Here is a 25,367-nt window from a genome sequence, read left to right as displayed (position 1 = left end):
ATTTAAGCCGCAGTTTTCGGCCGCAAACTCTCTTATTGAGTGCTGGATGACACACCGCCCGTTTCAGTCATATAGATATCATACAGTATGTTACGCCATTGATCGTACTGATTATCAACGGTGCCCGTTAAGGTAACGGTGCGGTCTTCCAACTCAATAACCTGCGGCTCCACTTCCGCTTCAAAGGACCCCCCCAGCTCCTGGAGTGCCTCCTGGTGGATTTGTGATTCGGCACGTTTATCCAGGCCGCTTTTGATCATATAGGCACCGCCAAGGACACCGACATGCCCAGCGGCACGGGTAGCACCGTCACCGCCACCGGAGGCGGCAACACCCGCAATAACCATAGCGGCTCCCGCAATCAGGCGATTACGCGCCTCGCGACGCAATTCCCGTAGCGATACCACATCGTAGTAAGTCATCTTACGCCATTCGCGATAAGGTTTTTCCATTTCCAAAGCAAAGGAAGAGTAATAGTCCTGCAATGTGTCGACAAACAAATAATCTCGCTCGCGGATACTTTTCACGCGCAGCAGTAATGGATCATTATCCGGCGGCAATCGAACCACGTGATAATTACCCGACTTATCCTGTGTCATGTACTCTGCAAAAGCCTTTTCCGAAAAGCTGCTTGCAAATTTTAATTCCGATACAGTACGGATATTTTTTAATTTTTGTTCACTCAGCTTCTCTCGATAGGCCAGCAAATCATTGGCAATACGATTATAGATTCCTTGAAATGGATCAAGCTGTTTATGTTTCTTGTCATCGTAGCTATAAGTACTGGCCATTTCTTCATACTCGCGCGTAAACCACTGATAGCCCGGCGCATCCTGCACAGTAATTTGAAGCCTTAATAGCTCTCCGTCGGAATGTAGAATTTTACCTCTGATATAAACGTCCACTATTGTGCTTTCTTTCGGGATAACACGCACCGCACCCCAACTCCCATTTTTTTGCAAAGTTTCGGTTAGCGTGTAGGGAATGTAGCGCGACTCGGCCTTCCTTATTTCTGGCAGCGTAACGGAGTTTTTATCCGCCAACACTTCATCAATACCAGGATCAAATAGCAGCACGCCTATATCCAATAACTCATGCTCAGCAACTTCCCTGGACTGATAATCCAGCGGCGTAATGTCGGTGGTTTTTACCGTCGTCGTAGCACAGCCTGCCAACAACAACGAAAGCGCCATCACCAAGCTAAAGGCTAATTGTGGTAGTTTCGTCATTTTAACGTCAACTCGCTCACTGATATTTACCGTCCCTATCAGAAACCCAACTAATTTGGAGCACTATTTGCTCTTCGATTTACTTTTATATTTCCGGTACTCATCCCAAAGCTTCTCTCGCAACTCTGCATCAGATTCGTTCATCGCCGCTTCTCGCAATTGGCGTGCGACGACATCATCATCACTACCATCGGGGATATCGGGTGGCGGTTTATGGGTAGTCGCCGCCTGTTGGTAATCACCTTCTCTTTGGTCGCCACCTTCCGGTCGGGAACCCGCTCCGCTACCGGTGATTGGGCCTCCTGCTTCGACATCTAAACCGCCTTCGGATGACCCCGAACCTTCACTGCCACTGGCGTTTTGTTCTTCGCCAACAACACCTCCCGCATCGATCACGGCATTGCTCCCGCGTGCATTCTCTTTATCGCGAACATAACCGCGTTCGCGCAGAATCATACCTTCAAACTGCCCATAGGACTCCTCCAGCTGCCGGTCTAACACCGCGACTTTTTCTCCTTCAGTCTGGGCACTACCAACACTTTCGACTCCTCCTTCGATGCCTTCCTGTCGCTCCAGATCAACACCAGCATCGCCTGACGGCGGAATAATCAAAGGAAAATCTGATTCTTCTACCGCAACCGAGTATTCACCTTGCTGGCTACTACCGTCTTCACTGTCGGCATTACCTCTTTGACGTGCACGCTCAAATTCTTCCAGAGCGTCGGAAAGCGTTTTGTCCTCTGAGCCGTCACCAGATTTCCCGCTCGATTTTGCGGAGGAACTTTGCTTTGCGCTGGCATCACTCTTTTTTGCAGTTTCACTTGACTGACTACCGGACTTACCAGGCAACCCGGCTTGTCCGGACTGCGGAAAGGGCTTATAACCACCACTGCTAGGCATACCGGGTGAAGACCCCGATGGCGACGAGGAGCCCCCCCCGCCTGACGAAGAGGATGAACTAGAGCCACTATCAGAAGAGGAAGAGCTCGGAATAGTTTTACAGGCTGCTAATAGCAGTACCACGGCAACTATTGGCGCTACTCTTAACATTGCTTTTAGGTTCACCATGCCATTTGACCTTTCCTTTATTTGCTAAAAATGGAAAACATGCCGATATATCACATTCTTAGTCAGCACAGGCTTGCCATTGATAATGGCTGGCCGATACCGGGTAGACTGGATCGATTGCTGCACCAACGCATCCATCATATTCGGCGGCTCTGACTCCATGATCTGAACATCCCTGGCTCGCCCAGCGGGGGTAACATCAAATTTCGCTTCGACATAACCCTGCTGTTTTGCTCTGTCCCGCTGTTGCTCTGGCAAACTATTCGACTCAAAGATTAAAGCATGAGGCTGCCCGAAAACATTCTCAATCCGCATTCCAGATTGGTCAGTTGCGGCCAATATTTTTTCGGCTTCCTGGTAAATTTTAATTGCCGATTCGCGCTTATTAAAATAAAAATACCAGTCACCCAATTTTATTAAGGCGTCAGCCTGATTATCAGAAGTTGCCTGCGGATTTTTTTTGTAAAGTTCCACACGCCGCAGCAATGCGGTTTTGCCATCCCGGTAGGGACTTAACATCGAATGAAAACGCTGATCCTGTTCAGGAAAGTTTGGCTGAGTAAAGCTACTCACAGTTTGCTGGCTCTGACTAAAAGAATTAGTGGGTGCCGAAATCGACATCTGATATTCAGCCAAGTGGTAACTAGTGGATACCTGACGAATCAACGCATCGTTTAACTGCAAGTCATTTGGCCCAAAATTAGTTTCAATAATAGATATAGCTTGCTGATTGAGCTCCCAGGCGCGCAGCAGGTGCGTAATATTTGATCCTTTCTGGTAAGCACTCATATGCCACTCAACCATGTCTGATAATGTGGCCAACAACTTTGGGCTATTTTTACCGTAGTTGCGGCATTTTATATCGTACAGTAGTTGCTGTTTATCGCTCGCGTTTTTCCAATCGCCATCGGCCGCGTAACTTTCTACCAAGTGCGACAACATCGGTTCCTGTGACAAACTATAGAGGCCATGGTTAATACGATTGATATGGGCTGCACGTTTAAATGCACCAACGGCCACTTTGTGCTCGCCCTGGCTCTGATAAGCAAGCCCCAGCCCCATGAGTTGCTCGGACAAACGACTATCATACACTCCGTATTGATCTTCTATCGCTACAATTGCTTTATTATATGTTTCCACGGAACCATGAAACGGGTCAGGAACGCCTTGCCCTTCGAGTGACTGCGGCGAATCTGCTTTAATTGCCGCTGTTTCCGCCAATGTTTGAGCAGGCAACACTACTGTACGTTGTTCTTCGCTATTCGCAATCGCTCGAATTGAACAGACACTCAATGCACAGATACTCAGTAGATTAAAAAGTATCGATTGAACGCTTTTATTCCTAGTTTTATTCACACCTTTGCCACCCATAAAATACTAGAGTGAAAACTGAGCAATGCGCTAAAAATACCACTCAATCTATGCTCAAATCTACTAAGGCAGACTTTCTCTGGAAGTCCTTCGCCCCGGACAAAATGCCCTTTATTTGCAGCCCCTACCTCGGCTAGAGGGACTTGGAGAGTCGTTAGATTCTTTATGGCGCACATATTTTGAAGGCAAGCCCACATGAGTTCTGACCACGCGCAAAATACAATGTTCCTTTCGGAAAGACATAATTCTTCTCTTTGATGACTAAAATAGCAGCATTGGTAACTGACAAATACACTTCAGCCTTGAGACAAAAGTTCTCTTAAATCAATAATCGCCGCATTGGCTCGGGCAATATAGGAGGCCATTACCAAGGAATGGTTGGCAAATAGCCCAAAACCACTGCCGTTGAGTATTACCGGACTACCCAATTCTATTTGGGTAGCCTCCAGCTCTCTGATAATTTGCTGCAAGCTGATACGGGCATTTTTCTTTGCCAGGGTATCGGCAAAATCTACCTGAATCGCGTTTAACAAATGGATAAGCGCCCAGGAAGTACCTCTCGCCTCATAGAACACATCGTCAATTTGGTGCCAAGGCGTTTTAACTTCGAATTCCGTTGGTGATTCGGTTGACTGACTTGCTTCAGCATCGCCAGCCAAGTCAGTATTGATGCGTCGTTGTCCGACACTCGCACTCAGACGCTGGGACAGGCTGCCCAGGCGCGTCTCAATATCCGCCAACCAATTACGCAGGTTATCGGCGCGCGCATAAAATTGGGCATCACTCTCTTCTTTATCAGACAAACGACGCAAATAACGCTTTAGCGCTTTAATTCCTGCACGATATTCTGATTCGGTAGAAGGCATTATCCAACTATCACTATCAAAATTAAATTGCGGCTCAGCAATCGCCAGGTCCACATCCTCCCTGGATTGTGATTGCGAACGGCTAAAATCCTTGCGCAGCGCACGTGACAAGTCTCGCACCTGCACCAGCACACCAAACTCCCAATTAGAAATATTGTCCAGCCACACCCCAGGAGGCAAAAGGTCATTCGAAATATAACCACCAGACTTATCCAGCAAGGTCGAAGCAACAGCGATCAAGGTGCTGGTAGTAACATAACCTATAACAGGGTCGTCGCGCTTCGCCAATGCTTCCGCTTGCTCACTAACGCCAAATTGGTCCGGCTCTGAACTCCAGTAAAAACTTAATAGCAGGGATATCACCAACAGCACTGCAGCAACAGCCGTCAACAATACTAGGTTCTTATTATTTTTCATTCTTTGTTTTCCATCACTAACGCTGTTTTGAGTGTGTCATGCCATGGTGGCCTGCTGGCGCTGTTATGCTGACCACCGGAACTTTAATATCGAGGGTAGTCCCGTCTTCAAACACCAATTGCAGGCTTAACTCTTCGCCGACCATCAGCGGTTGCTCTATGCCCATCAACATTAAATGATATCCACCTGACTGAAAAACGAACTCACCCCGAGCAGGGATGACCACACTCTCCACCTTGCGCATGGCCGTCATATCACCCTGCTGGCGATGCTGATGTATTTCTATTTTCACCATTCTGGCGCTAGTGGCACCGACCAGCCGCAGATCCCGTTCAGATGTATTTTTAATAACCATATAGGCGGCGCTAGATTGCATGCCTGGCAGCGATTCGCGGGCACTTGCCTGCTCAACTTCAATAGTCGATGCAGCTAAGTTCGTTATAAATAAGATATTTATCGCCGCAAAGATTAGGGTAAAATAGGCGCGTTTTTTTTGTTCCATGTTTTTTTGTTTCCGAGAATATGGGTCGAACAATCAATTATTATGTCTATTTATCACTGCAAGGTTTAAATGAAGCTATGCCCGTAACAAGATACAACTGCATCGAACCGATTGACTCTTCGGTAGTCTGAGCAACTACTCTTGACCGGTCTAGCTATCACTATGAGGTTGCCAACTCTGTCCAAAATCAAATCTGTCCTAGCGATTATACTGGCTTTCTGCCAATTTGCGACGCTCTCATTTGCCGCCAGCACCGAGCAAACATTTTTCAACAACAACTCCACCAAATTAATTTTACCGCAACAACACACATTTCTACCGGTAGATCAAGCCTTTCAACTCTCGGCAACTCAACAGAATGGCGCTATCACATTTTTTTGGCAGATTGCCCCGGAATACTACCTGTACCGGCACCGGCTGCAGTTTGAGAAAGTCGATACACAAGCTGAAATTTCTCCTGAAATTCCCGCAGGTAAAGCCAAACATGATGAGTATTTTGGTGATGTCGAAGTTTACTATGGTGATTTAGCCGTTACACTGCCCGCAATGGCTGCAGAAGAGTCTTCCACCGTTCGGGTCTCCTATCAGGGCTGCGCTGACGCTGGCTTATGCTACCCCCCACAAAACCGTTATCTACATTTCGACACAAACGGTCTCCGTATCACTCAGACAGCGCCAGCATCAGACAACCAGCCTAAAGCAGCAGCGCCTATTACTGAAGAACAGCACTTTACCGAACTGCTGGCCGAATCATCCTTACTCAGCATCGTCGGATTGTTTTTAGTCGCGGGCCTGGCTCTCACCTTTACGCCCTGTGTGTTGCCGATGGTGCCAATCATTTCCAGCATCGTCATTGGTCGCGACCACCGACCAAGTCGCCGTCGCGCATTCAGCCTCTCACTTACCTATGTCCTGGCAATGGCCACAACCTACGCAATAGCGGGAACCGTTACCGGTTATTTCGGTGCCGAACTCAACCTACAGATGAAGCTCCAGTCACCCTGGGTGCTCTCAATGATTGCCGCTTTATTTGTTTTATTTGCGTTGGCCATGTTCGATGTATATGAGCTTAGACTACCAAGCAGTTTACAGTCGCGCTTACACGGCGTCAGCCAGCAGCAACAGGGAGGCAGTTTTTTCAGCGTTGCCATTATCGGTGTTATTTCAAGCCTGATTATTTCCCCTTGCGTATCAGCTCCGCTCGCTGGCGCTTTGGTCTACATTAGCAGCACTGGCGACCCCCTTTTGGGCGGCCTGGCACTCTTAGCCCTGGGCATAGGTATGGGTATACCACTATTAGCAATAGGCGTATTCGGCGTGGGGATTCTACCAAAGGCCGGAAAATGGATGAATCAGGTTAAAGTGTTTTTTGGTGTACTTTTACTTGGCGTTGCCATCTGGATGATGGAAAGAATCCTGCCAACTCCACTGATTTTTATCCTGACATTGGCGCTCTTAATGGGTTATGCAATATACCTTAAAGCCTTTCAATCACTGCGTACCTTTAAAATCAATCACCTTTCTCAATTAATGGGAATAGTACTAATCGGATATAGCTTTCTTCTGATAGCGGGCGCGACCCAAGGCGGCTTTAACCCTTTCACGCCCATCAACAACCTAAACGCAAATAAACAACATGCCGCCCGCTTAATCATGGAACGCTTTCAACCAATAGCAGATATAGCGGAATTCAAAGCGCAACTAGCGCAAGCAGAGGTTCTTGGAAAACCTGTCATGCTGGATATCTATGCTGACTGGTGCGTTTCCTGCCAGGTTCTCGAACACAAAGTTTTTGCTACACCCCAGGTTAGCCAGGCACTGGGGAGCTTTGTTTTGCTACGCGCCGATATCACAAAAAACTCCGTCATTAATCAAGCTTTTTTAGCACACTTTGACCTATTCGGCCCCCCTGGCCTACTCTTCTTTTTGCCTGTAACTGGCGAACTACGCTCTCATCGAATTCAAGGTGAAATAACAGCTGAAGCACTTGGTGAGCACCTTAAAACGGTAATGGGGCAAATGCAAAATTAGACGCTAGCGCGCCAATAGGTGCTTCCGACAGAAAACCTGTCAATAATTATAAGCCACCATCAAAAAATATAAGTGCAGCAAAAATGCTTTAAAAATACGTAAAGTGCAGGCAAAATACCCCATTTACACAAATCGATAAAATCTTCACCCCTTTTCAGGCGTTTTACGAGGCGATATAGCCACAATGGCAACCATACTGGTATTAAACGGACCCAATTTAAATCTATTGGGCACACGCGAACCCGAAATATACGGTAACAGCACTCTGGACGACATCAACAAGCGACTATCCAACATTGCGACCGCAGCAGGTCACCACCTGTTAGTGCTGCAAAGCAATGCCGAATACAAGCTCATTGATCGAATTCATGACGCGCGCCAGGAAGGAGTTAATTTTATCATCTTTAATCCCGCCGCCTTTACCCACACCAGTATTGCCTTAAGAGATGCCTTGCTCGGCGTCAAAATCCCCTTTATCGAGGTTCATCTGTCCAATGTGCATAGGCGTGAATCCTTTCGCCAAACCTCCTATTTTTCCGATATCGCTGAAGGTGTTATTTGCGGGCTCGGAAACCAGAGTTATGAACTAGCGCTAAACGCCGCCATAGGCATATTAGCCGAATAGTCTTCCAACAATTTTAAAAAATAGAGATCATCAAATGGACATACGCAAAGTAAAAAAACTGATTGAGCTCATCGAGCAATCAGACGTCGAGGAAATTGAGATCAATGAGGGCGAGGAGTCGGTACGTATCAGCCGCCGCTCCAATCAGACCCCCATGGCTCCACAGTATTTTGCTGCCCCACCAGCACCCACCGCTGCAGCCCCCGCACCAGAAACAACAAGCATTACGCCAGAACCGACACCCCCAGCCGGACACTCGGTAAGATCGCCGATGGTCGGCACTTTCTATCGATCAGCTTCTCCCGGTGCCCCAGCATTTATCGAGGTCGGTAAAAATGTCACTGTCGGCGACACCATTTGTATCGTTGAAGCCATGAAAATGATGAACCAAATCGAGGCTGATAAAAGCGGGGTGATCGAGGCCATATTGGTTGAGGATGGCGAACCCGTTGAGTTCGATCAACCACTGGTCATTATTGCTTAATTTTTTAAGGTTAGGGAACCTCTGATTAATCTCAGACTGCCCGCAAGGATTTTATATTCATGTTAGATAAAGTTGTTATCGCTAACCGTGGCGAAATTGCACTGCGCATCATGCGCGCTTGCAAGGAACTCGGTATCAGAACAGTTGCTGTTCACTCTCAAGTGGACGCAGAATTAATGCACGCGCGACTAGCGGATGAAACCGTCTGCGTTGGCCCGAACGCATCCAAGGATAGTTATCTTAATATCCCGTCTATTATCAGCGCGGCGGAAGTTACCGATGCAACCGCCATCCATCCAGGCTATGGCTTTTTAGCTGAAAATGCAGATTTCGCCGAACGCGTGGAACAAAGTGGCTTTACCTTCGTCGGCCCGACACCGGAAGTTATTCGCCTGATGGGCGACAAAGTCTCTGCCATTGCTGCAATGAAAAAGGCGGGCGTACCAACCGTGCCCGGTTCTGACGGCCCACTCGACGATGACGATGCCCGCACCTTAAAGATCGCCAAGCGAATCGGTTACCCGATTATTATTAAAGCGGCGGCAGGTGGTGGTGGCCGCGGCATGCGGGTTGTACATACCGAAGCCGCTCTGCTCAAATCCAAACATATCACCCAAACCGAAGCCAAAGGTGCTTTTGGCGATGACACTGTCTATTTGGAAAAATTTTTAGAAAACCCGCGCCACGTCGAGGTGCAGGTGCTGGCGGACGGCCAAGGCAACGCCATTCATTTGGGTGATCGTGATTGTTCCATGCAACGTCGCCATCAAAAAGTAGTTGAAGAAGCGCCCGCGCCCGGCGTTAACGAGGAAGCCAGACAGGCGGTGTTTGCGAGCTGCGTGAAAGCCTGCCTCGATATCGGCTATCGTGGTGCAGGGACTTTTGAATTCCTCTATGAAGATGGAAATTACTACTTCATCGAAATGAACACTCGTCTGCAGGTAGAACATCCCGTCTCGGAATTTATTACCGGTATTGATATCGTCAAACAACAACTACTTATTGCTGGTGGCAGGCCACTGGCCATCAAACAGTCCGATATCCACTTCCGAGGACATTCTATCGAGTGCCGTATCAACGCTGAAGACGCTAAAACCTTTTTACCATCGCCCGGTAAAATCGACCTCTTTCACGCCCCGGGCGGTCCTGGCATGCGCGTTGACTCGCATATCTATAGCGGCTACACGATCCCTCCCTATTACGACTCATTAATCGGCAAGCTGATCTCTTATGGTGAAGACCGCGCTACCGCTATTGCACGCATGCGCAACGCCTTAGACGAGATCGTCATTGAGGGAATTCGCACTAACATTAGCTTGCAAAAAGACATCATGGCTGACACCAATTTCCAAAAAGGCGGTTTTAATATTCATTATCTGGAAAAGAAATTGGGACGCTAAGCTATCAGCCGTTACTCCTTTCTTTAACCTTCAAAAAGGATATTTTTGAGTTCTAGCGGGAATTGATCCAAACCCTTTCCCACGGGAACTCAGCAGCTCTTTGCAGAAACCCTCACTTAAGGTCTTTCGATACGATGCATTGGATTCAAATTCTCTTTGAAGCGGAAAAAAGTATTGCCATGCAACTGGAAGATGCCTTGGTGACACAAAATGCCCTCGCAGTGACACTCTCAGATGCCGCTGATCAGCCCTTGTTTGAACCTGAGCCTGGCGCAACACCGCTGTGGGAGGCCATCAGAGTCATGGGCTTATTTGATGCCGCTACGCCAACAGAAGCAATCACCCAGTCTTTACAGGCACATTTTGGATCCTCATTGCCTAAATATAAAATTGAAATATTGGAGGACAAGGACTGGATTAAGGAATGGATGGATCAATTTAAACCGATCCAATTCACAGACAAACTCTGGATTTGTCCAACTTGGTTGGAACCACCGGACCCCAGCGCCGCGAACATAATGCTCGACCCCGGCATGGCATTCGGTACCGGCACCCATGCAACTACCGCGCTGTGCTTAACATGGCTGGGCAAACTTGAATTGAGTGGAAAATCATTGATCGACTATGGCTGCGGCTCTGGTATTCTGGCAGTCGGCGCCTATTTATTAGGCTGCACTAAACTATTCGCCGTTGATATCGACCCGCAAGCATTGCAAGCAACCGCAAATAATGCCCAGCAAAATCATATACCAGAAGCGTGTATAGAAATCTGTCTACCGCAGGATCTCTCCACTGAACCAGTAGATATCCTGATCGCCAACATTCTTGCAGGCCCACTGATTAGCCTAGCGCCTACACTAGAAAAGCTTGTACAAGCCAACGGTAAGTTAGCCCTCTCTGGCATCTTAACTTCTCAAACAGAACAAGTCATAAGCGCTTACCAACCCTGGTTTACATTTGAACCAGTGGTTGAAAAAGACGGCTGGGTCTTGTTAAGCGGCGTCAAAACTAGTTAACTTAAGGCTGGATTCTCTCAGGGGCGCACACAGCAAAAATGGATGATTCCCTTCTCACTAAGTGTCCACACTGTAAAACCCTCTTTCGTATTCAACACGAGCATCTAGCCATCGCGAACGGCGAAGTTCGCTGTGGCGTCTGCTTTAAAGTTTTCAACGCCAAAACTGAAGGGCTGTCCTATAGCGAAGAGCCTAGCGTGAAGACGCCCCAGCCTCACACAAGCAGAGAGCAAGCGACAGAACTTTTGGAGAATCTTGAGCTACCCCACACTGCGGATAACGTACAAACAGATTCAACGGTAACGCCAAACCAAGCCGATATTAATCAACTCCATATTGATGACGAGCCAATCGAACAATTTTTTTCCGCAACAGAACCAAGGCGTTTTGATCGCCCTTGGCTATGGGGAACACTCTCTTTACTGATGGTTTTTACACTGACCGCCCAATGGCTTTGGTTTAACATGGATTCTTACTCGCTCAACCCTCGCTGGCGCCCCTGGTATCAAACCGCCTGCCCATATCTGGGTTGCCAGCCCGCAGAGTTTATTGCTCTCAAGCAAATACACACAGAACGCTTGACGGTAAAGACACATGCTGATTATAGCAACGTGCTAGTGGTGGATCTGATTATTAACAACCGCGCGTCGCTGCCGCAGCCACTGCCTGCAATCAACCTCGCTTTTTACGATATCAACGGCGCCACGCTCGCCAGTCGATTACTCCGGCCACAGGAATATTTAGATAAAGCCATTGAGCTTAAGCTCATGCCAGTCAACACCCCAATCCACCTTTCTTTCTCCATTATGGATCCCGGAAACGCAGCAGTGAATTATGGCGTGCAGCTGGAAACTGCAGCACCGCTTTAGTTAGCGATACCTGATTTCTTTCCACACAGTTTAACTGTTGTTTTTAAGCTTAATCTCTCTTTAATTAGTTGGGCATCCCATGTATTATGGCCAGCTCCAAACTCTACGCATACACGATACCGTAGATTTAGCATCAGCTTCCTCCGGCGGCCAAACAGGTACTTCGCTGGCTAATTCAAGAGAAGCGATAAAGCTAGTCCTATAACGAGAGCGACAAAAACCTTCAGGAAAAATGTGTTTACTATAGGATCACACCTTTTAGACAACTGCCTTATACTTGCGCCCATGGCAGGCATAACAGACCTTCCATTTAGAAAGGTTTGCAAACAGCTTGGTGCAGGGATGGCCGTTTCTGAGATGGTGACTTCGGATCACCGTTTATGGCAGTCCAGAAAATCCCTTCATCGACTTAACCATGAGGGTGAGACAGGCCTGCGATCGATACAAATTGCAGGTACCGACCCCGCAATGATGGCCCAGGCCGCACAAATTTGTAGCGCTGAAGGAGCGCAAATAATTGATATCAACATGGGCTGCCCGGCGAAAAAAGTCTGTAAAAAAGCAGCCGGTTCCGCCTTACTCAAAGATGAACGCCTAGTCGCTGATATTCTTGAAGCTGTAGTCAAATCTGTTAGCGTTCCAGTGACCCTCAAAATACGTACGGGCTGGTGTAAAGATACTCGCAACGCTATCGCCATTGCCAATATCGCTGAACAATCTGGAATTGCCGCGCTCACTATTCATGGCCGCACCCGCGCCTGCCGATTCAAAGGCAATGCTGAATATGACACTATTGCGCAAGTAGTACAGCACAGCAACATACCTATTATAGCCAACGGCGATATTAATACGCCTGATAAGGCACAATTTGTATTAGACTATACCGGCGCAGATGCGATAATGATTGGTCGTGCGGCACAGGGCAGGCCTTGGATATTTTCAGAAATAAATCACTTTTTGAAAACGGGCGACTATCAAAAACCTCCAATGATTGGAGAAATTAAAACTGTCATTGTCCAGCATTTAACAGATTTACATAAATTTTACGGCGAATTCCTCGGGGTGCGTATCGCGCGCAAACATCTAGGCTGGTACTTTTCGCACCTTCCGCAAGGAAAACAACTGAGTAACCAATTTAATTTGCTTCAGTCCGTGACCGAACAAAACAATTTTATCAGCAGTATTTTTCAAAACCTGAATGACAATGAGCGTCTCGCTGCCTAGGATGGGCAATACCTGGAAACTACATATGGCGACACCAAAAAAGACCGACAATAAAATCAATGGTCAATCCGAAACACTGAGACAAAGCGTACATTCATCGTTAAACGATTTTTTTGTCCACCTGGATGGACAGCCAATCACTAACCTCTACGAATTGGTGTTGTCCGAAATAGAAGCCCCTTTGCTGGATGTCGTAATGAAACATGCCAAGGATAATCAAACCAAAGCGTCAGAGATTTTGGGGCTTAATCGCGGCACACTCAGAAAAAAACTAAAACAATACGACCTACTATAGCCACTTACCTGCGCCAAGCCTTGTAACTTGGAGTCGACATCCTCATAATTAGCAACCTCTTGCGATTGCCTCGGTCAATCGCCCTTTCAGACGTTAAATCGATATTTTACTGAACCAAAATTGGGTAGCAGCTCCATGAACGACCAGACCATCAGCATTCGACGCGCACTCATCAGCGTTTCGGATAAATCCGGCATTGTTGAATTTGCACAAGGCCTTGTCAGCAACGGCGTAGAAATTTTATCAACAGGCGGCACTTATCGCCTACTCAAGGAAAAGAACATCGCTGTTACCGAAGTCTCTGACCACACCGGTTTTCCTGAAATGATGGATGGCCGCGTTAAAACCTTACACCCCATGATACACGGCGGCATATTAGCGCGACGCGGCGTCGACGATGCGGTGATGAAAGAGCATGGCATCGCACCTATCGATATGGTTGTAGTGAACCTGTACCCGTTTCGGGAAACCGTGGCCAACCCTGATTGCGATTTAGCCACTGCCATCGAAAATATTGATATCGGCGGCCCCACCATGCTACGAGCTGCGGCTAAGAACCATAAGGATGTAGCCGTCGTCGTCGATACCAGCGATTACCAGCGCGTACTGGAAGAAATGCAGACACAGCAAGGCAGGCTATCTCGCGTTACCTGTTTTGACCTTGCCACCAAAGCTTTCGAGCACACGGCGAATTACGATGGCGCCATTGCCAACTATCTCGGCGCACGAGTCGGTGAAATAACCTATTTCCCACGCACCTTCAATACCCAGTACGTGAAACTGCAGGATATGCGCTACGGCGAGAACCCACATCAAAAAGCCGCTTTCTATATCGACCCTACAGCCACAGACGCCAGCGTTGCAACCGCAAAACAACTGCAAGGTAAGGAGCTTTCCTATAACAATGTTGCTGATACCGATGCCGCATTAGAGTGCGTCAAACCCTTTGCTGAGCCTGCCTGTGTCATTGTTAAACACGCCAACCCTTGCGGCGTCGCGTTAGGCTCCGACATTTTGGATGCTTACAATCAAGCCTATGCAACCGACCCGACGTCAGCCTTTGGTGGCATCATTGCCTTCAACCGTGAACTCGATGAAAACACCGCACAAACCATTATCGGCCAGCAATTTGTCGAAGTCATAATCGCCCCCTCCGTATCGGAGCGTGCGGCCAAAGCCCTGAACAGCAAACCCAATGTGCGAGTGTTGATCAGCGGCGAATGGACCAGCGTGCGGCCCGCCAACCTCGATTATAAGCGCGTCAATGGCGGGCTGTTGGTTCAGGATACCGATCTCGGCATGGTCAATGAGGATGAACTGAAAATGGTCACCACCCGCTCGCCCACAGAGCAGGAACTGGCTGACCTGTTATTCTGTTGGGAAGTTGCCAAGTTCGTGAAGTCTAACGCTATTGTTTATGCACGTAACGGACGCACCATTGGCATCGGTGCCGGACAGATGAGTCGCGTCTACAGTGCTAAAATAGCGAACATCAAAGCCGCCGACGAGGGTTTGGAAGTAAAAGGGTCGGTGATGGCTTCCGACGCCTTTTTCCCGTTCCGCGATAGCATTGATGCCGCTGCTGAAGCGGGCATCACTGCCATCATCCAACCCGGCGGATCCATCCGCGACGAAGAGGTTATCGCGGCAGCAAATGAACACGGCATGGCCATGGTATTTACCGGCATGCGTCACTTCCGACATTAATCAGCTGGCACCTGTACCAAGACAAATAACTAAAATTTGAACGAGATCGCTTAACATCATGAACATCCTTATTATCGGCTCCGGTGGCCGCGAACACGCACTGGCTTGGAAGGCCGCGCAATCTCAACAGGTGGATAATGTCTATGTCGCGCCTGGCAATGCCGGAACTGCGCTGGAAGCGAAAGTAACGAATGTCGCTATCGACGTAATGAACTTTAAGGCGCTCGCTGAATTTGCCCATCAGCAACACTGCCAACTGACCATCATTGGCCCAGAAGCGCCGTTGGCGGCGGGCATCGTTGATTACTTTGAGCAGCAGAAACTGGTCTGTTTTGGCCCCAGCCAAGGCGCCGCCCAATTGGAGGCTTCCAAAGCCTTCACCAAAGATTTTTTGGCACGGCATCATATTCCGACCGCTGATTACCAAAACTTTACCGAAATAGCACCGGCTATTGCCTATATCAAAGAACGCGGCGCGCCTATCGTGATCAAGGCAGATGGTCTTGCGGCGGGCAAAGGCGTTATTCTCGCGCAAACCGAGCAGGAAGCGATTGCTGCCGTAGAAAATATGTTAGCGGGCAACACCTTTGGTGATGCCGGTCATCGGGTCGTCATTGAAGAATTTTTACAAGGCGAAGAAGCCAGTTTTATTGTCATGGTAGATGGCAAGAACATCTTGCCACTCGCCACCTCGCAGGATCACAAAGCCAGGGATAACGGAGATCTTGGTCCTAACACTGGAGGCATGGGTGCCTATTCACCAGCACCGGTAGTGACCAGTGCCATCCATCAACTGGTCATGGAAACGGTTATTCGCCCCACCGTGGACGGTATGGCCGCTGAGGGAAATACCTATAAAGGCTTTCTGTACGCGGGCTTAATGATCAGTCCGCATGGAGATATCAAGGTATTGGAATACAATTGCCGTTTCGGCGACCCGGAAACGCAACCGATTATGATGCGACTAAAATCGGATTTAGTCGAGCTATGTTTTGCCGCCATTAATGGAACGCTGGATCAGGTGGAAGTGGATTACGATGAGCGCGCAGCACTTGGTGTTGTCTTAGCGGCCGGTGGTTATCCAGAGTCCTACGCTAAGGACAATATTATTTCCGGTCTTGATGGCTGTGACTCTGAATCACAAAAAGTTTTCCATGCCGGTAGTCGACTCGAGGGTGATACGGTGGTCACCAATGGCGGGCGCGTGCTCTGTGCCACGGCACTCGGTAAAGACGTCACTGAAGCACAACAAAATGCTTATGCTCTGGTTAAGAAAATCAGCTGGGAGCAAATGTACTACCGCACTGATATTGGCTATCGCGCGGTAGAACGGGAACAATAAACACCACCCGAATGGCACTACCCTATTCGCTGACATTAACTCGGGCTCAAATCTGAATGAGCCCGGCTCACCTGCCGATATCGAACGACCAGCAATACCGCACTCACACCAACACCTACCACCAAACCAATCCAATAGCCTTTCGCCCCCATCGCCGGCGTCACCCAATCGGTCAAGCCAAGCACATACCCCATGGGCAAACAGATCATCCAGTAGGCCACCACAGAAGCCAGTAGCGCTATATTCACATCATGGTAACCACGCAATGCACCTTGCAAAGGCGCGGCGACCGCATCAAAAAGACTAACGCCGATAAAAAAGAGCAATAGCATTGCCGCCATACCGATCACCTGCTGCTCATTCGAATAGAGATCAGCCAATAGCTCTCGAAATAGCAGAATACCCAAGGTGATCAAAATACCGGCAACAAGTGCCATCATTACTCCCACCGTCACGGTCTGACGTGCTTTCCCCCATGCCCCCAGCCCAACATGGGAAGCTACCCGAATGGTTATCGCAGTACTCATGCTTAATGGCACCATATAAGCCAGATAGGTAATATTCATCGCAATCTGGTGCGCCGCAATTTCTTCTGCAGGTAATCCGGCAATAAAAAGCGTTACTAAAGCGAACGCGCTGCCTTCAATAGTAATCGCCATAGCGATGGGCAAACCGAGCTTCATCAAGAAAGTAACTTTCTGCCACTCAATTGAATACAGTTGTTGAAATAGTGGTATTTGCGTAAAAGCTTGGTGGTATCGTATGTAATACAGCAGCGTACCGAACATTGCCCAGAAGGAAACCGCTGTCGCCCAACCACAGCCGGCACCACCGAGTTCAGGAAAGCCAAATTTACCAAAAATTAAGATGTAGTTAGCAGGTACATTGACGACCAATCCCACCGCTGCACTCAGCGTTTGCGCCTTAGTGTAAGCCATACCTTCGCTAAAGGGTCGCAGTACAAAAAAACCCATAATTGCCGGCATGCCCCAGGACATTCCCTCCAAGTATCCGGAAGCAATAAACAAGACTTGATGATCTTCTATTAACCCAGGCAAATAGTAGTGTGAACTGTTCAATAGCCAAATCAACAACACTACAACCGGCAGCGCCAGCCAAAAGCCCTGCTGCACATAATTGGCGACCTCCTGATACTGCCCTCGACTTCGGTGCTGCGCCACTATTGGATTCAGCGCCATGAAAGCCCCGACCAAAAACATGGCGCAGACCGACCACAGCGCACTAGCCACGCCCACTCCGGCTAAATCTCTGGTTCCGGCTTGGCCAGACATCAGGGTATCTACAAAGCTAGTTGAAGCTAATAACAGCTGTGCAACCAAAACTGGGAACGTTAGTTGCACTAATGCTTTTAATTCAATTCGTAAGGGGTGCATCAACAAAAAGTTGCTTATTCAATAAATGAGGAAATACCATAGACTATATACAGCAGCCTAGTATGGCGGCGACCGCCTGGGTGTCAATTAAAATTGGCTCCAGAATTTGGGTTCGCAATGGGTGAGGTTTTTATTTTTTTGGGAAAGAGGTGTTTGGGGATCAATACTAGAACCACGGTTATTGAAAAAATCAATGGAGTCGGACTCCATTGATTTTTTCTTAATCGAGCTTAACTGGAGCAGCAGTGAATCTAACCCCGTTGATTTGTTGTACGCATCGACAAAACCAGCCCTGCCAATCCGAGCGATATTAATAAAAGTGTCGCCGGCGCAGAAACTGATGAAGTCGATTTACTGATCGTTATGATGCCGTCGCCTGACGGGCGACCGGCGCCCGGGTTGAGCCAATCCCAATAAGTAATATTTTGTGTGTCCGTTAAAAGCACACGCACTATACTTCCTTCAGTGCTGATGATGTTGAAAGCCCCTGAGGTCAGTTCAGAAGCCGAATACGAGATCGACACATATTGTGGTACTTTCAAAAGATCGGTTGAGGAATTAAATACAACGCCGTTTACCGTACCTACAAAAGATACGATAACGGAAAACGGAGGGGGTGAATTACAACCATAAAGGACGCCACAGGTATCAACTCCTGCTGTACCAGGCAAATCCACGGTCAATACAGCTGAGCCGCCTGTGACGACACCGACAGGATCGGAAAACTGCATGTTATACGTCATTAGAGTTGCGGACGCGGGAAGGGAGACAGCACACAGCGTAAAAAGGGTAAACATCCAACTCAACATTCTCATCTTAATTATTGCCTCAAAAAATTCTCGTAGTCAGCACCGCCAAATGACTCGATTGAAGCAATCTAAGTATCACCGAGCGAGTATAGGGGAATACAGAAACCCTGGCATTCGGTAAAAGCAACATATGTGCCACTTACTAAACCCCCTGCCCCGCCAAGCACTTTTGTGAAACCAGTGAAGTTGTGGCATGAGAGTATGTAAAATATTCTGACACTATTTTGGAAACAATCGATGGCGCAGTCTCGATTAATTCCACATCCTAAAAGACGCAATCTCCCCTGACTTCCCACGACCGCCTATTTGAGTTTGGCGCAATTTATTGTCACCGCACAAGCCTTGCTCAGCGCTCATGAAAGAGACATACTTAGAACAGTCTATTAATTATAATAACTACGTAAACATAGCCATTCTTTCCGCACAGGACCGGTGAGTTGATTTGCATGGCTGAAGCCCGTGACCATTACCCGGAGGTTCACTTATGTTCCAATTAGCTTATACCAGCAAAGCCAATCAGGATTTTTTGATAGAGGAGCTGACGGAGCTCAGTAATGAAGCCGGTTTTCGTAACCGGGCAATCGATGTTACTGGTGTGCTGGTTTACCATGACAGAGCTTTCTTGCAGTTTCTGGAAGGCAATGAACAAGTGATACGTGAGCTCTATAAACGCATTTCACAGGACTCAAGGCATACTGACTGTAAAATTATTTATTCACAGAAAGCGGATACTCGGCTATTTTCCAACTGGTTTACGCGCTATCTCAGTTTCGAGTACATTAAAGAAATCACAGACGCCGAGCTAGCGGAGGATATTGAAGAACTATTAACAAGGAAAATAAAAAACAAGGACGAGATTAGTCGAATCGTTAACAAATTTACTTCTGTTATTTCATCTCATCAATCTGATTAATCCAATTAACTGCTGCCAATTTAGCCTAGGTCATTATGAAAAATTCCTTTAGAGTTTTTACTCAACTCCTGATTATTGCGGGATACAGTTTTATTTTCAGCCCCGCCAATGCTGCTGATAATCGCTGGAACAAAAGCGATGACGCGGTACTTGAACCACTGGCAATCACTGTTTACAAAAGCCCAAGCTGTGGTTGTTGTGGCGACTGGATCAAGCATTTGGAGCAACATCAGTTTCAGGTGAAAACTATTGATCTCGCCAACATGTCATCCATTAAAAAGGAATTGGGTGTACCGCAGCAGTTACAGTCCTGTCATACTGGCGTGGTCAACGGCTATGTCATCGAAGGCCATGTTCCGGCTACCGATATACGGCAGATGGTTGAGCAAAAAACACCGCTTTTGGGCCTTGCAGTGCCGCATATGCCCGTGGGTACGCCGGGCATGGAGATGGGTGATCGCAAAGATGATTTCAAGGTGATTGGCTTCGACAAGGCTGGCGCTACCAAAACAGTAAAAGAGTATCGTGATTACTAAAGAGCCTCTGGTTGGAGGTCCTCCTAAGCTTTAAACCGCTAAAAAAATCTCAGTTACTTTAATGCCCCTTCGCATTAGTATGGTCATATAAAATTCAACACCTGGATCAATTGCAATGAAACGACTACATCGTCACGACCTCTATAGCTGGTCCGAATTCAATGAGGAGCGTAATATCGATTTCCACGGGCTGTTATGGGTGCGCCCTGAGGGTAATATCCTGGTCGATCCGCTGCCCTTGTCAGAACACGACCAAGAGCATCTAACCCAACTGGGTGGCGCCGCCTGGATTGTGATTACCAATTCCGACCATGTTCGCGATGCGGTAACGATCGCCAAGCGCACCGGGGCCAAATTGGCGGGGCCAAAGGCGGAAGCCGCGACCTTTCCGATCAGTTGTGAGCGCTGGCTGGGTGACGGCGATGAACTTGTTCCTGGACTCAAAGCACTGGCACTTGAGGGTTCTAAATCTCCCGGTGAGCTCGCGCTACTCATCGATACCGATACCCTGGTTACCGGCGATCTAGTGCGCGCCCATGAGGCCGGTCGGCTTTGTGTTCTGCCAGACCCTAAACTGAGCGATAAAAGCCTTGCCATTGCCTCAGTGAGACGCTTGGCCGAACTGCCCGGACTAGCGGCTGTGCTTACTGGCGACGGCTGGCCGATATTTCGAGACGGCCACCTGCGTCTGATAGAACTGCTGCAAACACTTGAAAACCGCGCAGACTAACACAGAGTCCAAGCTATTTACCTTTACTCATTCTTATCAATAAGTTGTATTCATGCCCCTGTTACGTTTAGATAATTTATCCCTGAATTACGGTACCCAAGTACTTTTGGATCAGGTCAATTTTACCCTGCATAAGGGCAACAAGATTGGTCTGCTGGGCCGTAACGGCGAAGGCAAAACCACCCTGTTGAAGATAATCGCCGGGGAGATTTTTCCAGATAGCGGTGAGCGCTGGCTCCGTCCGGGCGTCAAAATCGCCTGGCTGGATCAGTCGCTACCTGCCGCCGATGATCAGGAGGTTTATGACGTCGTCGCCAGCGGCCTGGCTGAAGTGGGCGAGCTGCTAAGTCGCTATCACCATGCGATTCAAGACTTAGAACACACAGATATGCGCGAGCTCGAACGGGTACAACAACAGCTGGAGGCAAAAGACGGCTGGCGCATGCAGCAACGCGTCGATACGGTTCTCACGCAGCTGCAGTTATCCGGCGACGTGCTGATGAAAGAACTCTCTGGCGGCTGGCGGCGCAGAGTAGCGCTGGCGCGGGCACTGGTCAGCGACCCAGATATTTTACTGCTGGATGAGCCGACCAATCACCTCGATATCCCCGCCATTGAATGGTTGGAAAAGCAGTTACAGGAGTACCGTGGTGCGATCATTTGTATCACCCACGACCGCGCTTTCTTACAGCAAATCGCTAACCAAATCATCGAACTGGATCGCGGCAAACTTTACCCCTGGGAAGGTGATTATCACAGCTTCCTACGCTACCGCGAGCAGGAATTAGCCGCGGAAGAAAGAGCCAATGCACTGTTCGATAAAAAACTGGCCCAGGAAGAACAATGGATACGCCAGGGTATTAAGGCGCGGCGCACGCGTAACGAGGGCCGCGTCAGAGCATTGAAAGCCATGCGCAACGAACACAGTCAGCGCCGCTCGCAGATGGGCAAAGCCAATTTCAATATGGAAGAAGCGGAGCGCTCCGGTAAGGTGGTCGCTGAATTGAGCAACCTATCCCATAGTTTTGATGGCAAGCCGGTCATCAAAAACTATTCTGGATTAATTGTACGCGGCGATCGTATCGGCATCGTCGGCGCAAACGGTGCAGGCAAATCCACCCTGATCAAAATTATTCTGGGTGAACTGATGCCCGACCAAGGCACCGTCAAGCTTGGCTCAAAACTGGAGGTCGCCTATTTCGACCAATTGCGTGCTCACCTCATTCCAGAAAAAAATCTCATCGATAACATTTGCGAAGGCCGCGATTTTATTGAAATTGATGGCAAGCGGCGTCACGCCATCAGCTATCTCGGTGATTTTTTATTCACGCCAGACCGTGTGCGCACACCCGTTAAAGCCCTGTCCGGCGGCGAACAAAACCGCGCCATCTTAGCCAAGCTGTTCAGCAAGCCTGCTAACCTACTAGTGCTGGATGAACCCACCAATGATCTGGACATTGAAACCCTGGAGTTGCTGGAAGAAATATTACTTGATTTCAAGGGTACGGTTTTGCTGGTCAGCCACGACCGCGAATTTATGGACAAAGTCGTTACCAGCATAATGGTGCTCGAAGGTGACGGCGTCATCAAAGACTACGTCGGGGATTACAGCAACTGGGCGCAGAAGGGTGGCAAATTAAAATTCGAGAACAATTCAAGCCCAACCACTCAGACGGCGAAGCAGAATGCGCAACCCGCAGCCGCTATCCCAGCTCCCGTCGAAGCTAAGAAAAAGCTATCCTACAAAGACCAACGTGAATTGGATAACTTACCGGCGCTGATTGAACGTTTGGAGCAGGAACAAAGTGCCCTGGAACAGCAAATATCTACACCAGAATTTTATCAGGCGGAGCGTGACCAGATTGATAACACCTTGGCTGCGCTTAAAGATACTCAGGTTAAGCTGGAACAGGCATACCAGCGTTGGGATGAACTGGAGCACAGCACTTAAAACGTAACGAGGTAATTTAGGGTGTTAAAAAAAGGGATCTATCGCCATTTTAAAGGTAACCTTTACCAACTGTTGGAGATAGCTAAACACAGCGAAACAATGGAAGAGTTTGTGGTTTACAAAGCGCTTTATGGTGAACAAGGCATCTGGATTCGACCTTTGAAAATGTTTGAAGAGACTATCGAACGTGATGGCATTCAACTTAAGCGCTTTGAGTTTGTAGAGGACTAATCTAAGCCGCGTTCCAGTGAGTTTAACCATGTCATGCCAGATTCCGAACTCTATCCAAAAATCTACGCCACGATAAACGCCATCCCCGCTGGCTCGGTTACCAGCTATGGTGCCATTGCAAAAATGGTTGGCTGTGGCCCTCGCCAGGTAGGCTATGCCTTACATGCACTGCCTGAGGACAGCAAACTTCCTTGGCATCGAGTGCTGAATCACGCTGGCAGAATCAGCTTACCACCTAGTGCTGGCTACGAAAGGCAACGCACTTTATTAGAGCAGGAAGGTGTTGAGTTTAGCCTGAAAGGACGCGTTGACCTCAAACGCTTTGGCTGGGAAATATAGCCCAGCATGGACAAATCACCGGGTACCTACGTGCTAATTCTCTACGCCAAAGCACAGGTTAACGTTGAAATCGGCAAACTCGGGTTATTGCGAGGCCAGCCCGGCTATTACCTCTATTGCGGTAGCGCCTTCGGCCCGGGAGGGCTTGCCGCCCGTCTCAAACACCACCGGAAAATCGCAAAGCGCCCCCATTGGCATATCGATTATTTACGCAAAAAATTAGTGCTCAGCCACATTTGGTATAGTCACGAACCGATCAAAAGAGAACATGATTGGGCACAACTGCTCGGCACAGAAACCAGTGCATCTTTTCCGCAACTGGGATTTGGTTCATCTGATTGCAAGTGTTTGAGTCATTTGATTTATCTGCCGTACAAGCCAATACTTGCCGTATTCCAGCATAAATTGAATCATTGCAGATCCAATTATGACGGAAACTTTCCCATCCTCGAAATTTACTGCCACGGGGTATCGAGAATATAGGACTTTCAATATCAGCCCTAACCTATTTATAGATTTCAACCGAAATATGGCCCGGCTCTCGCCGCCGATGTTTACGTAAACCCTTTTCCTTCAATGCGGTCATGCTGTCTTCCACCATCGCCGGGCTGCCGCAAATCATGACATGGGCTAAGGCCGGGTCAAGCACCATACCCGCCGCACGCTCCAAATCACCGCTACGAATCGCATCGGGAATACGTTGCTGCAAGCAGCCTGACACCTGTTCTCGGGTAATCGCCGCGATAGTCACAAACTGCTCAGGGTAACGCTTAGTAAGATCCTGAATTAACTCTTGATAAGTAAGCTCATCTAGCGAACGAACGCCATGCACCAAGATGACCTTATCCATTCTCTGCCAGACTTCTTCGGTCTTAAGAATCGAGAGAAAAGGGCCCAGCGCCGTACCCGTCGCGAGCATCCAGAGGTGCTGGCATTCTGGCAGTTCCGCTAAGGTTAAAAATCCAGCAACCGTGGCGGATAAATAAAGGGTATCTCCGGCTTTGAGTTGGTGTAGCCGAGATGATAACGGCCCATCCGGCACCTTATTAAAATAGAACTCGGCATAAGGTTCTCCCGGACTGTTAACCAGAGAGTAGGCCCGCGCCAACATTGTCTCTCCATCCGGCAATCCAATTCGAGTGAACTGACCTGCTTTAAACTTAGGTAACTCTACGTCGACCCTAAGCGAGCAAAGCCGCTCATTCCAATGCCGGTTTTCAATTACCTTTCCCGCGCGCCATTGTTCCATATTGTCATCCATAGGTTGTTAATCAAGCTACGCTTCAAAAGACCATGTTCGTAGTACTTTAGTTCGCAGACAAAAGGTTCGCAGATAAAACGCCGAACCTCTTGACGCTCGAGACGAAAGGCGGTGCATTAGAACACCCTGTTCTCCCGCTGGCGGGGCGGGTGAGCGTGAGGTGAAAGTTCTGATTAATTCGGCCGACTACGCGTTACCCGGCGAGGCGTAATTCCAGATATTCGGCAACCATCGCTGGTCGACTGGAGCCTTCGACTTCACCCGTCACTTCAATTCTCAGCATCAATTGTCCGGGCCTTTTTTCTTCTGCGCTGAGCAGTTTTACGCGACTGCGCAAGCGACTTCCCGAAGGCACCGGCGATAAAAACCGCACCTTGTCAAAACCATAATTAACCCGCACTAAAAACCCTTCAACATTAAACTCACTTTTTTCGACAAAATGGGCTACTAAAGACAGCGTCAGTAGCCCATGCGCGATGGTGCCACCGAAAGGCGTATTTTTTGCTCGCTCAGGGTCGATGTGGATGAATTGCCGATCCAGTGTTACTTCGGCAAATTGATTAATCATGTTTTGATCGATGGTCAGCCAATCCGTTACAGCGATTTCTTGGCCAACGTATTCGTTGAGTTGTTCTTTTTTGATTTTCATAGTGCTTCCTTACCCTCTGATAAATTAGAAGCTAATTACCTGGGTATTATAACTATCGCCCAGGGAATGAGCTCAGCACTTAACGCTATGTTACTCAAATGTTATTAC

26 protein-coding genes are annotated in these 25,367 nt (G+C 48.4%); 17 read left to right on the top strand and 9 right to left on the bottom strand.

Going from position 1 to position 25,367, the window contains the following annotated elements:
* Positions 1–32: 32 nt before the first annotated feature.
* The 5 genes from H6995_02475 to H6995_02455 all read right to left on the bottom strand — a co-directional run bounded on the left by H6995_02475 (position 33) and on the right by H6995_02455 (position 5,453).
* Entirely contained in the window at positions 33–1,229 is a 1,197-nt protein-coding gene (locus tag H6995_02475) for a hypothetical protein (protein ID MCP5213853.1), read from the bottom strand.
* 63 nt (positions 1,230–1,292) lie between these two features.
* Positions 1,293–2,297, bottom strand: a complete 1,005-nt coding sequence (locus tag H6995_02470) for a hypothetical protein (protein MCP5213852.1) — start codon at positions 2,295–2,297, stop codon at positions 1,293–1,295.
* A 24-nt stretch (positions 2,298–2,321) separates the two neighbouring features.
* A complete protein-coding gene (locus H6995_02465; GenBank protein MCP5213851.1) occupies positions 2,322–3,653 on the bottom strand; it encodes an energy transducer TonB in 1,332 nt (443 codons plus the stop codon).
* A 311-nt stretch (positions 3,654–3,964) separates the two neighbouring features.
* On the bottom strand, positions 3,965–4,951 hold the full coding sequence (locus H6995_02460; protein ID MCP5213850.1) for a DUF2333 family protein: 987 nt from the start codon (positions 4,949–4,951) through the stop codon (positions 3,965–3,967).
* 16 nt (positions 4,952–4,967) lie between these two features.
* Positions 4,968–5,453: a copper chaperone PCu(A)C gene (locus H6995_02455; protein ID MCP5213849.1), complete on the bottom strand. Its 486-nt coding sequence runs from the start codon at positions 5,451–5,453 to the stop codon at positions 4,968–4,970.
* A 162-nt stretch (positions 5,454–5,615) separates the two neighbouring features.
* Here H6995_02455 and dsbD point away from each other — a divergent pair, with 162 nt between their 5' ends.
* The 10 genes from dsbD to purD all read left to right on the top strand — a co-directional run bounded on the left by dsbD (position 5,616) and on the right by purD (position 16,446).
* Positions 5,616–7,484, top strand: a complete 1,869-nt coding sequence (gene dsbD, locus H6995_02450) for a protein-disulfide reductase DsbD (GenBank protein MCP5213848.1) — start codon at positions 5,616–5,618, stop codon at positions 7,482–7,484.
* Positions 7,485–7,668: 184 nt separating this feature from the next.
* Entirely contained in the window at positions 7,669–8,109 is a 441-nt protein-coding gene (aroQ, locus tag H6995_02445) for a type II 3-dehydroquinate dehydratase (protein ID MCP5213847.1), read from the top strand.
* A gap of 34 nt (positions 8,110–8,143) precedes the next feature.
* Positions 8,144–8,593 carry an acetyl-CoA carboxylase biotin carboxyl carrier protein gene (locus H6995_02440; GenBank protein ID MCP5213846.1) on the top strand — a complete coding sequence of 150 codons (450 nt, stop codon included), beginning with the start codon at positions 8,144–8,146 and terminating at the stop codon, positions 8,591–8,593.
* A gap of 59 nt (positions 8,594–8,652) precedes the next feature.
* Entirely contained in the window at positions 8,653–9,993 is a 1,341-nt protein-coding gene (accC, locus tag H6995_02435; protein ID MCP5213845.1) for an acetyl-CoA carboxylase biotin carboxylase subunit, read from the top strand.
* A gap of 134 nt (positions 9,994–10,127) precedes the next feature.
* A complete protein-coding gene (gene prmA, locus H6995_02430; GenBank protein MCP5213844.1) occupies positions 10,128–11,009 on the top strand; it encodes a 50S ribosomal protein L11 methyltransferase in 882 nt (293 codons plus the stop codon).
* Between the two features lie 38 nt (positions 11,010–11,047).
* A complete protein-coding gene (locus H6995_02425; protein MCP5213843.1) occupies positions 11,048–11,878 on the top strand; it encodes a DUF3426 domain-containing protein in 831 nt (276 codons plus the stop codon).
* 234 nt (positions 11,879–12,112) lie between these two features.
* A complete protein-coding gene (gene dusB / locus H6995_02420) occupies positions 12,113–13,102 on the top strand; it encodes a tRNA dihydrouridine synthase DusB (GenBank protein ID MCP5213842.1) in 990 nt (329 codons plus the stop codon).
* Positions 13,103–13,127: 25 nt separating this feature from the next.
* A complete protein-coding gene (gene fis, locus H6995_02415) occupies positions 13,128–13,397 on the top strand; it encodes a DNA-binding transcriptional regulator Fis (GenBank protein MCP5213841.1) in 270 nt (89 codons plus the stop codon).
* A gap of 135 nt (positions 13,398–13,532) precedes the next feature.
* Positions 13,533–15,104 (top strand): bifunctional phosphoribosylaminoimidazolecarboxamide formyltransferase/IMP cyclohydrolase, encoded by a 1,572-nt coding sequence (gene purH, locus H6995_02410; protein ID MCP5213840.1) that lies wholly within the window; start codon positions 13,533–13,535, stop codon positions 15,102–15,104.
* A 58-nt stretch (positions 15,105–15,162) separates the two neighbouring features.
* Positions 15,163–16,446 (top strand): phosphoribosylamine--glycine ligase, encoded by a 1,284-nt coding sequence (purD, locus tag H6995_02405; protein ID MCP5213839.1) that lies wholly within the window; start codon positions 15,163–15,165, stop codon positions 16,444–16,446.
* 35 nt (positions 16,447–16,481) lie between these two features.
* Here the strand turns inward: purD and H6995_02400 are convergent, their stop codons facing one another.
* Both H6995_02400 and H6995_02395 read right to left on the bottom strand, forming a co-directional pair.
* Entirely contained in the window at positions 16,482–17,840 is a 1,359-nt protein-coding gene (locus H6995_02400; protein MCP5213838.1) for an MATE family efflux transporter, read from the bottom strand.
* A gap of 251 nt (positions 17,841–18,091) precedes the next feature.
* Positions 18,092–18,571 carry a hypothetical protein gene (locus H6995_02395; GenBank protein MCP5213837.1) on the bottom strand — a complete coding sequence of 160 codons (480 nt, stop codon included), beginning with the start codon at positions 18,569–18,571 and terminating at the stop codon, positions 18,092–18,094.
* Between the two features lie 562 nt (positions 18,572–19,133).
* Between H6995_02395 and H6995_02390 the strand changes: the two genes are divergently transcribed.
* From H6995_02390 to H6995_02360, 7 genes are all read left to right on the top strand, one after another.
* Positions 19,134–19,562 (top strand): BLUF domain-containing protein, encoded by a 429-nt coding sequence (locus H6995_02390; GenBank protein MCP5213836.1) that lies wholly within the window; start codon positions 19,134–19,136, stop codon positions 19,560–19,562.
* A 35-nt stretch (positions 19,563–19,597) separates the two neighbouring features.
* Positions 19,598–20,098, top strand: a complete 501-nt coding sequence (locus H6995_02385; GenBank protein ID MCP5213835.1) for a DUF411 domain-containing protein — start codon at positions 19,598–19,600, stop codon at positions 20,096–20,098.
* Positions 20,099–20,213: 115 nt separating this feature from the next.
* A complete protein-coding gene (locus H6995_02380) occupies positions 20,214–20,828 on the top strand; it encodes an MBL fold metallo-hydrolase (GenBank protein ID MCP5213834.1) in 615 nt (204 codons plus the stop codon).
* Between the two features lie 52 nt (positions 20,829–20,880).
* Positions 20,881–22,779: an ATP-binding cassette domain-containing protein gene (locus H6995_02375; protein MCP5213833.1), complete on the top strand. Its 1,899-nt coding sequence runs from the start codon at positions 20,881–20,883 to the stop codon at positions 22,777–22,779.
* Positions 22,780–22,800: 21 nt separating this feature from the next.
* Complete coding sequence (locus tag H6995_02370) at positions 22,801–23,010, top strand: DUF1653 domain-containing protein (GenBank protein MCP5213832.1); 210 nt, start codon at positions 22,801–22,803, stop codon at positions 23,008–23,010.
* Between the two features lie 33 nt (positions 23,011–23,043).
* Complete coding sequence (locus tag H6995_02365) at positions 23,044–23,349, top strand: MGMT family protein (protein ID MCP5213831.1); 306 nt, start codon at positions 23,044–23,046, stop codon at positions 23,347–23,349.
* Positions 23,350–23,355: 6 nt separating this feature from the next.
* Positions 23,356–23,832: a GIY-YIG nuclease family protein gene (locus H6995_02360; GenBank protein ID MCP5213830.1), complete on the top strand. Its 477-nt coding sequence runs from the start codon at positions 23,356–23,358 to the stop codon at positions 23,830–23,832.
* Between the two features lie 22 nt (positions 23,833–23,854).
* Here the strand turns inward: H6995_02360 and H6995_02355 are convergent, their stop codons facing one another.
* Both H6995_02355 and H6995_02350 read right to left on the bottom strand, forming a co-directional pair.
* On the bottom strand, positions 23,855–24,598 hold the full coding sequence (locus H6995_02355; protein MCP5213829.1) for a ferredoxin--NADP reductase: 744 nt from the start codon (positions 24,596–24,598) through the stop codon (positions 23,855–23,857).
* A 205-nt stretch (positions 24,599–24,803) separates the two neighbouring features.
* Positions 24,804–25,259 (bottom strand): MaoC family dehydratase, encoded by a 456-nt coding sequence (locus H6995_02350; GenBank protein ID MCP5213828.1) that lies wholly within the window; start codon positions 25,257–25,259, stop codon positions 24,804–24,806.
* Between the last annotated feature and the right edge of the window lie 108 nt (positions 25,260–25,367).

The sequence above is a fragment of the Pseudomonadales bacterium genome (assembly GCA_024234615.1).
In the GTDB taxonomy this organism is placed as follows: Bacteria; Pseudomonadota; Gammaproteobacteria; order Pseudomonadales; family IMCC2047; genus JAJFKB01.
The sequence above is the reverse complement of the archived record's forward strand: the minus strand, read 5'-3'. Positions and strand labels throughout refer to the sequence as shown.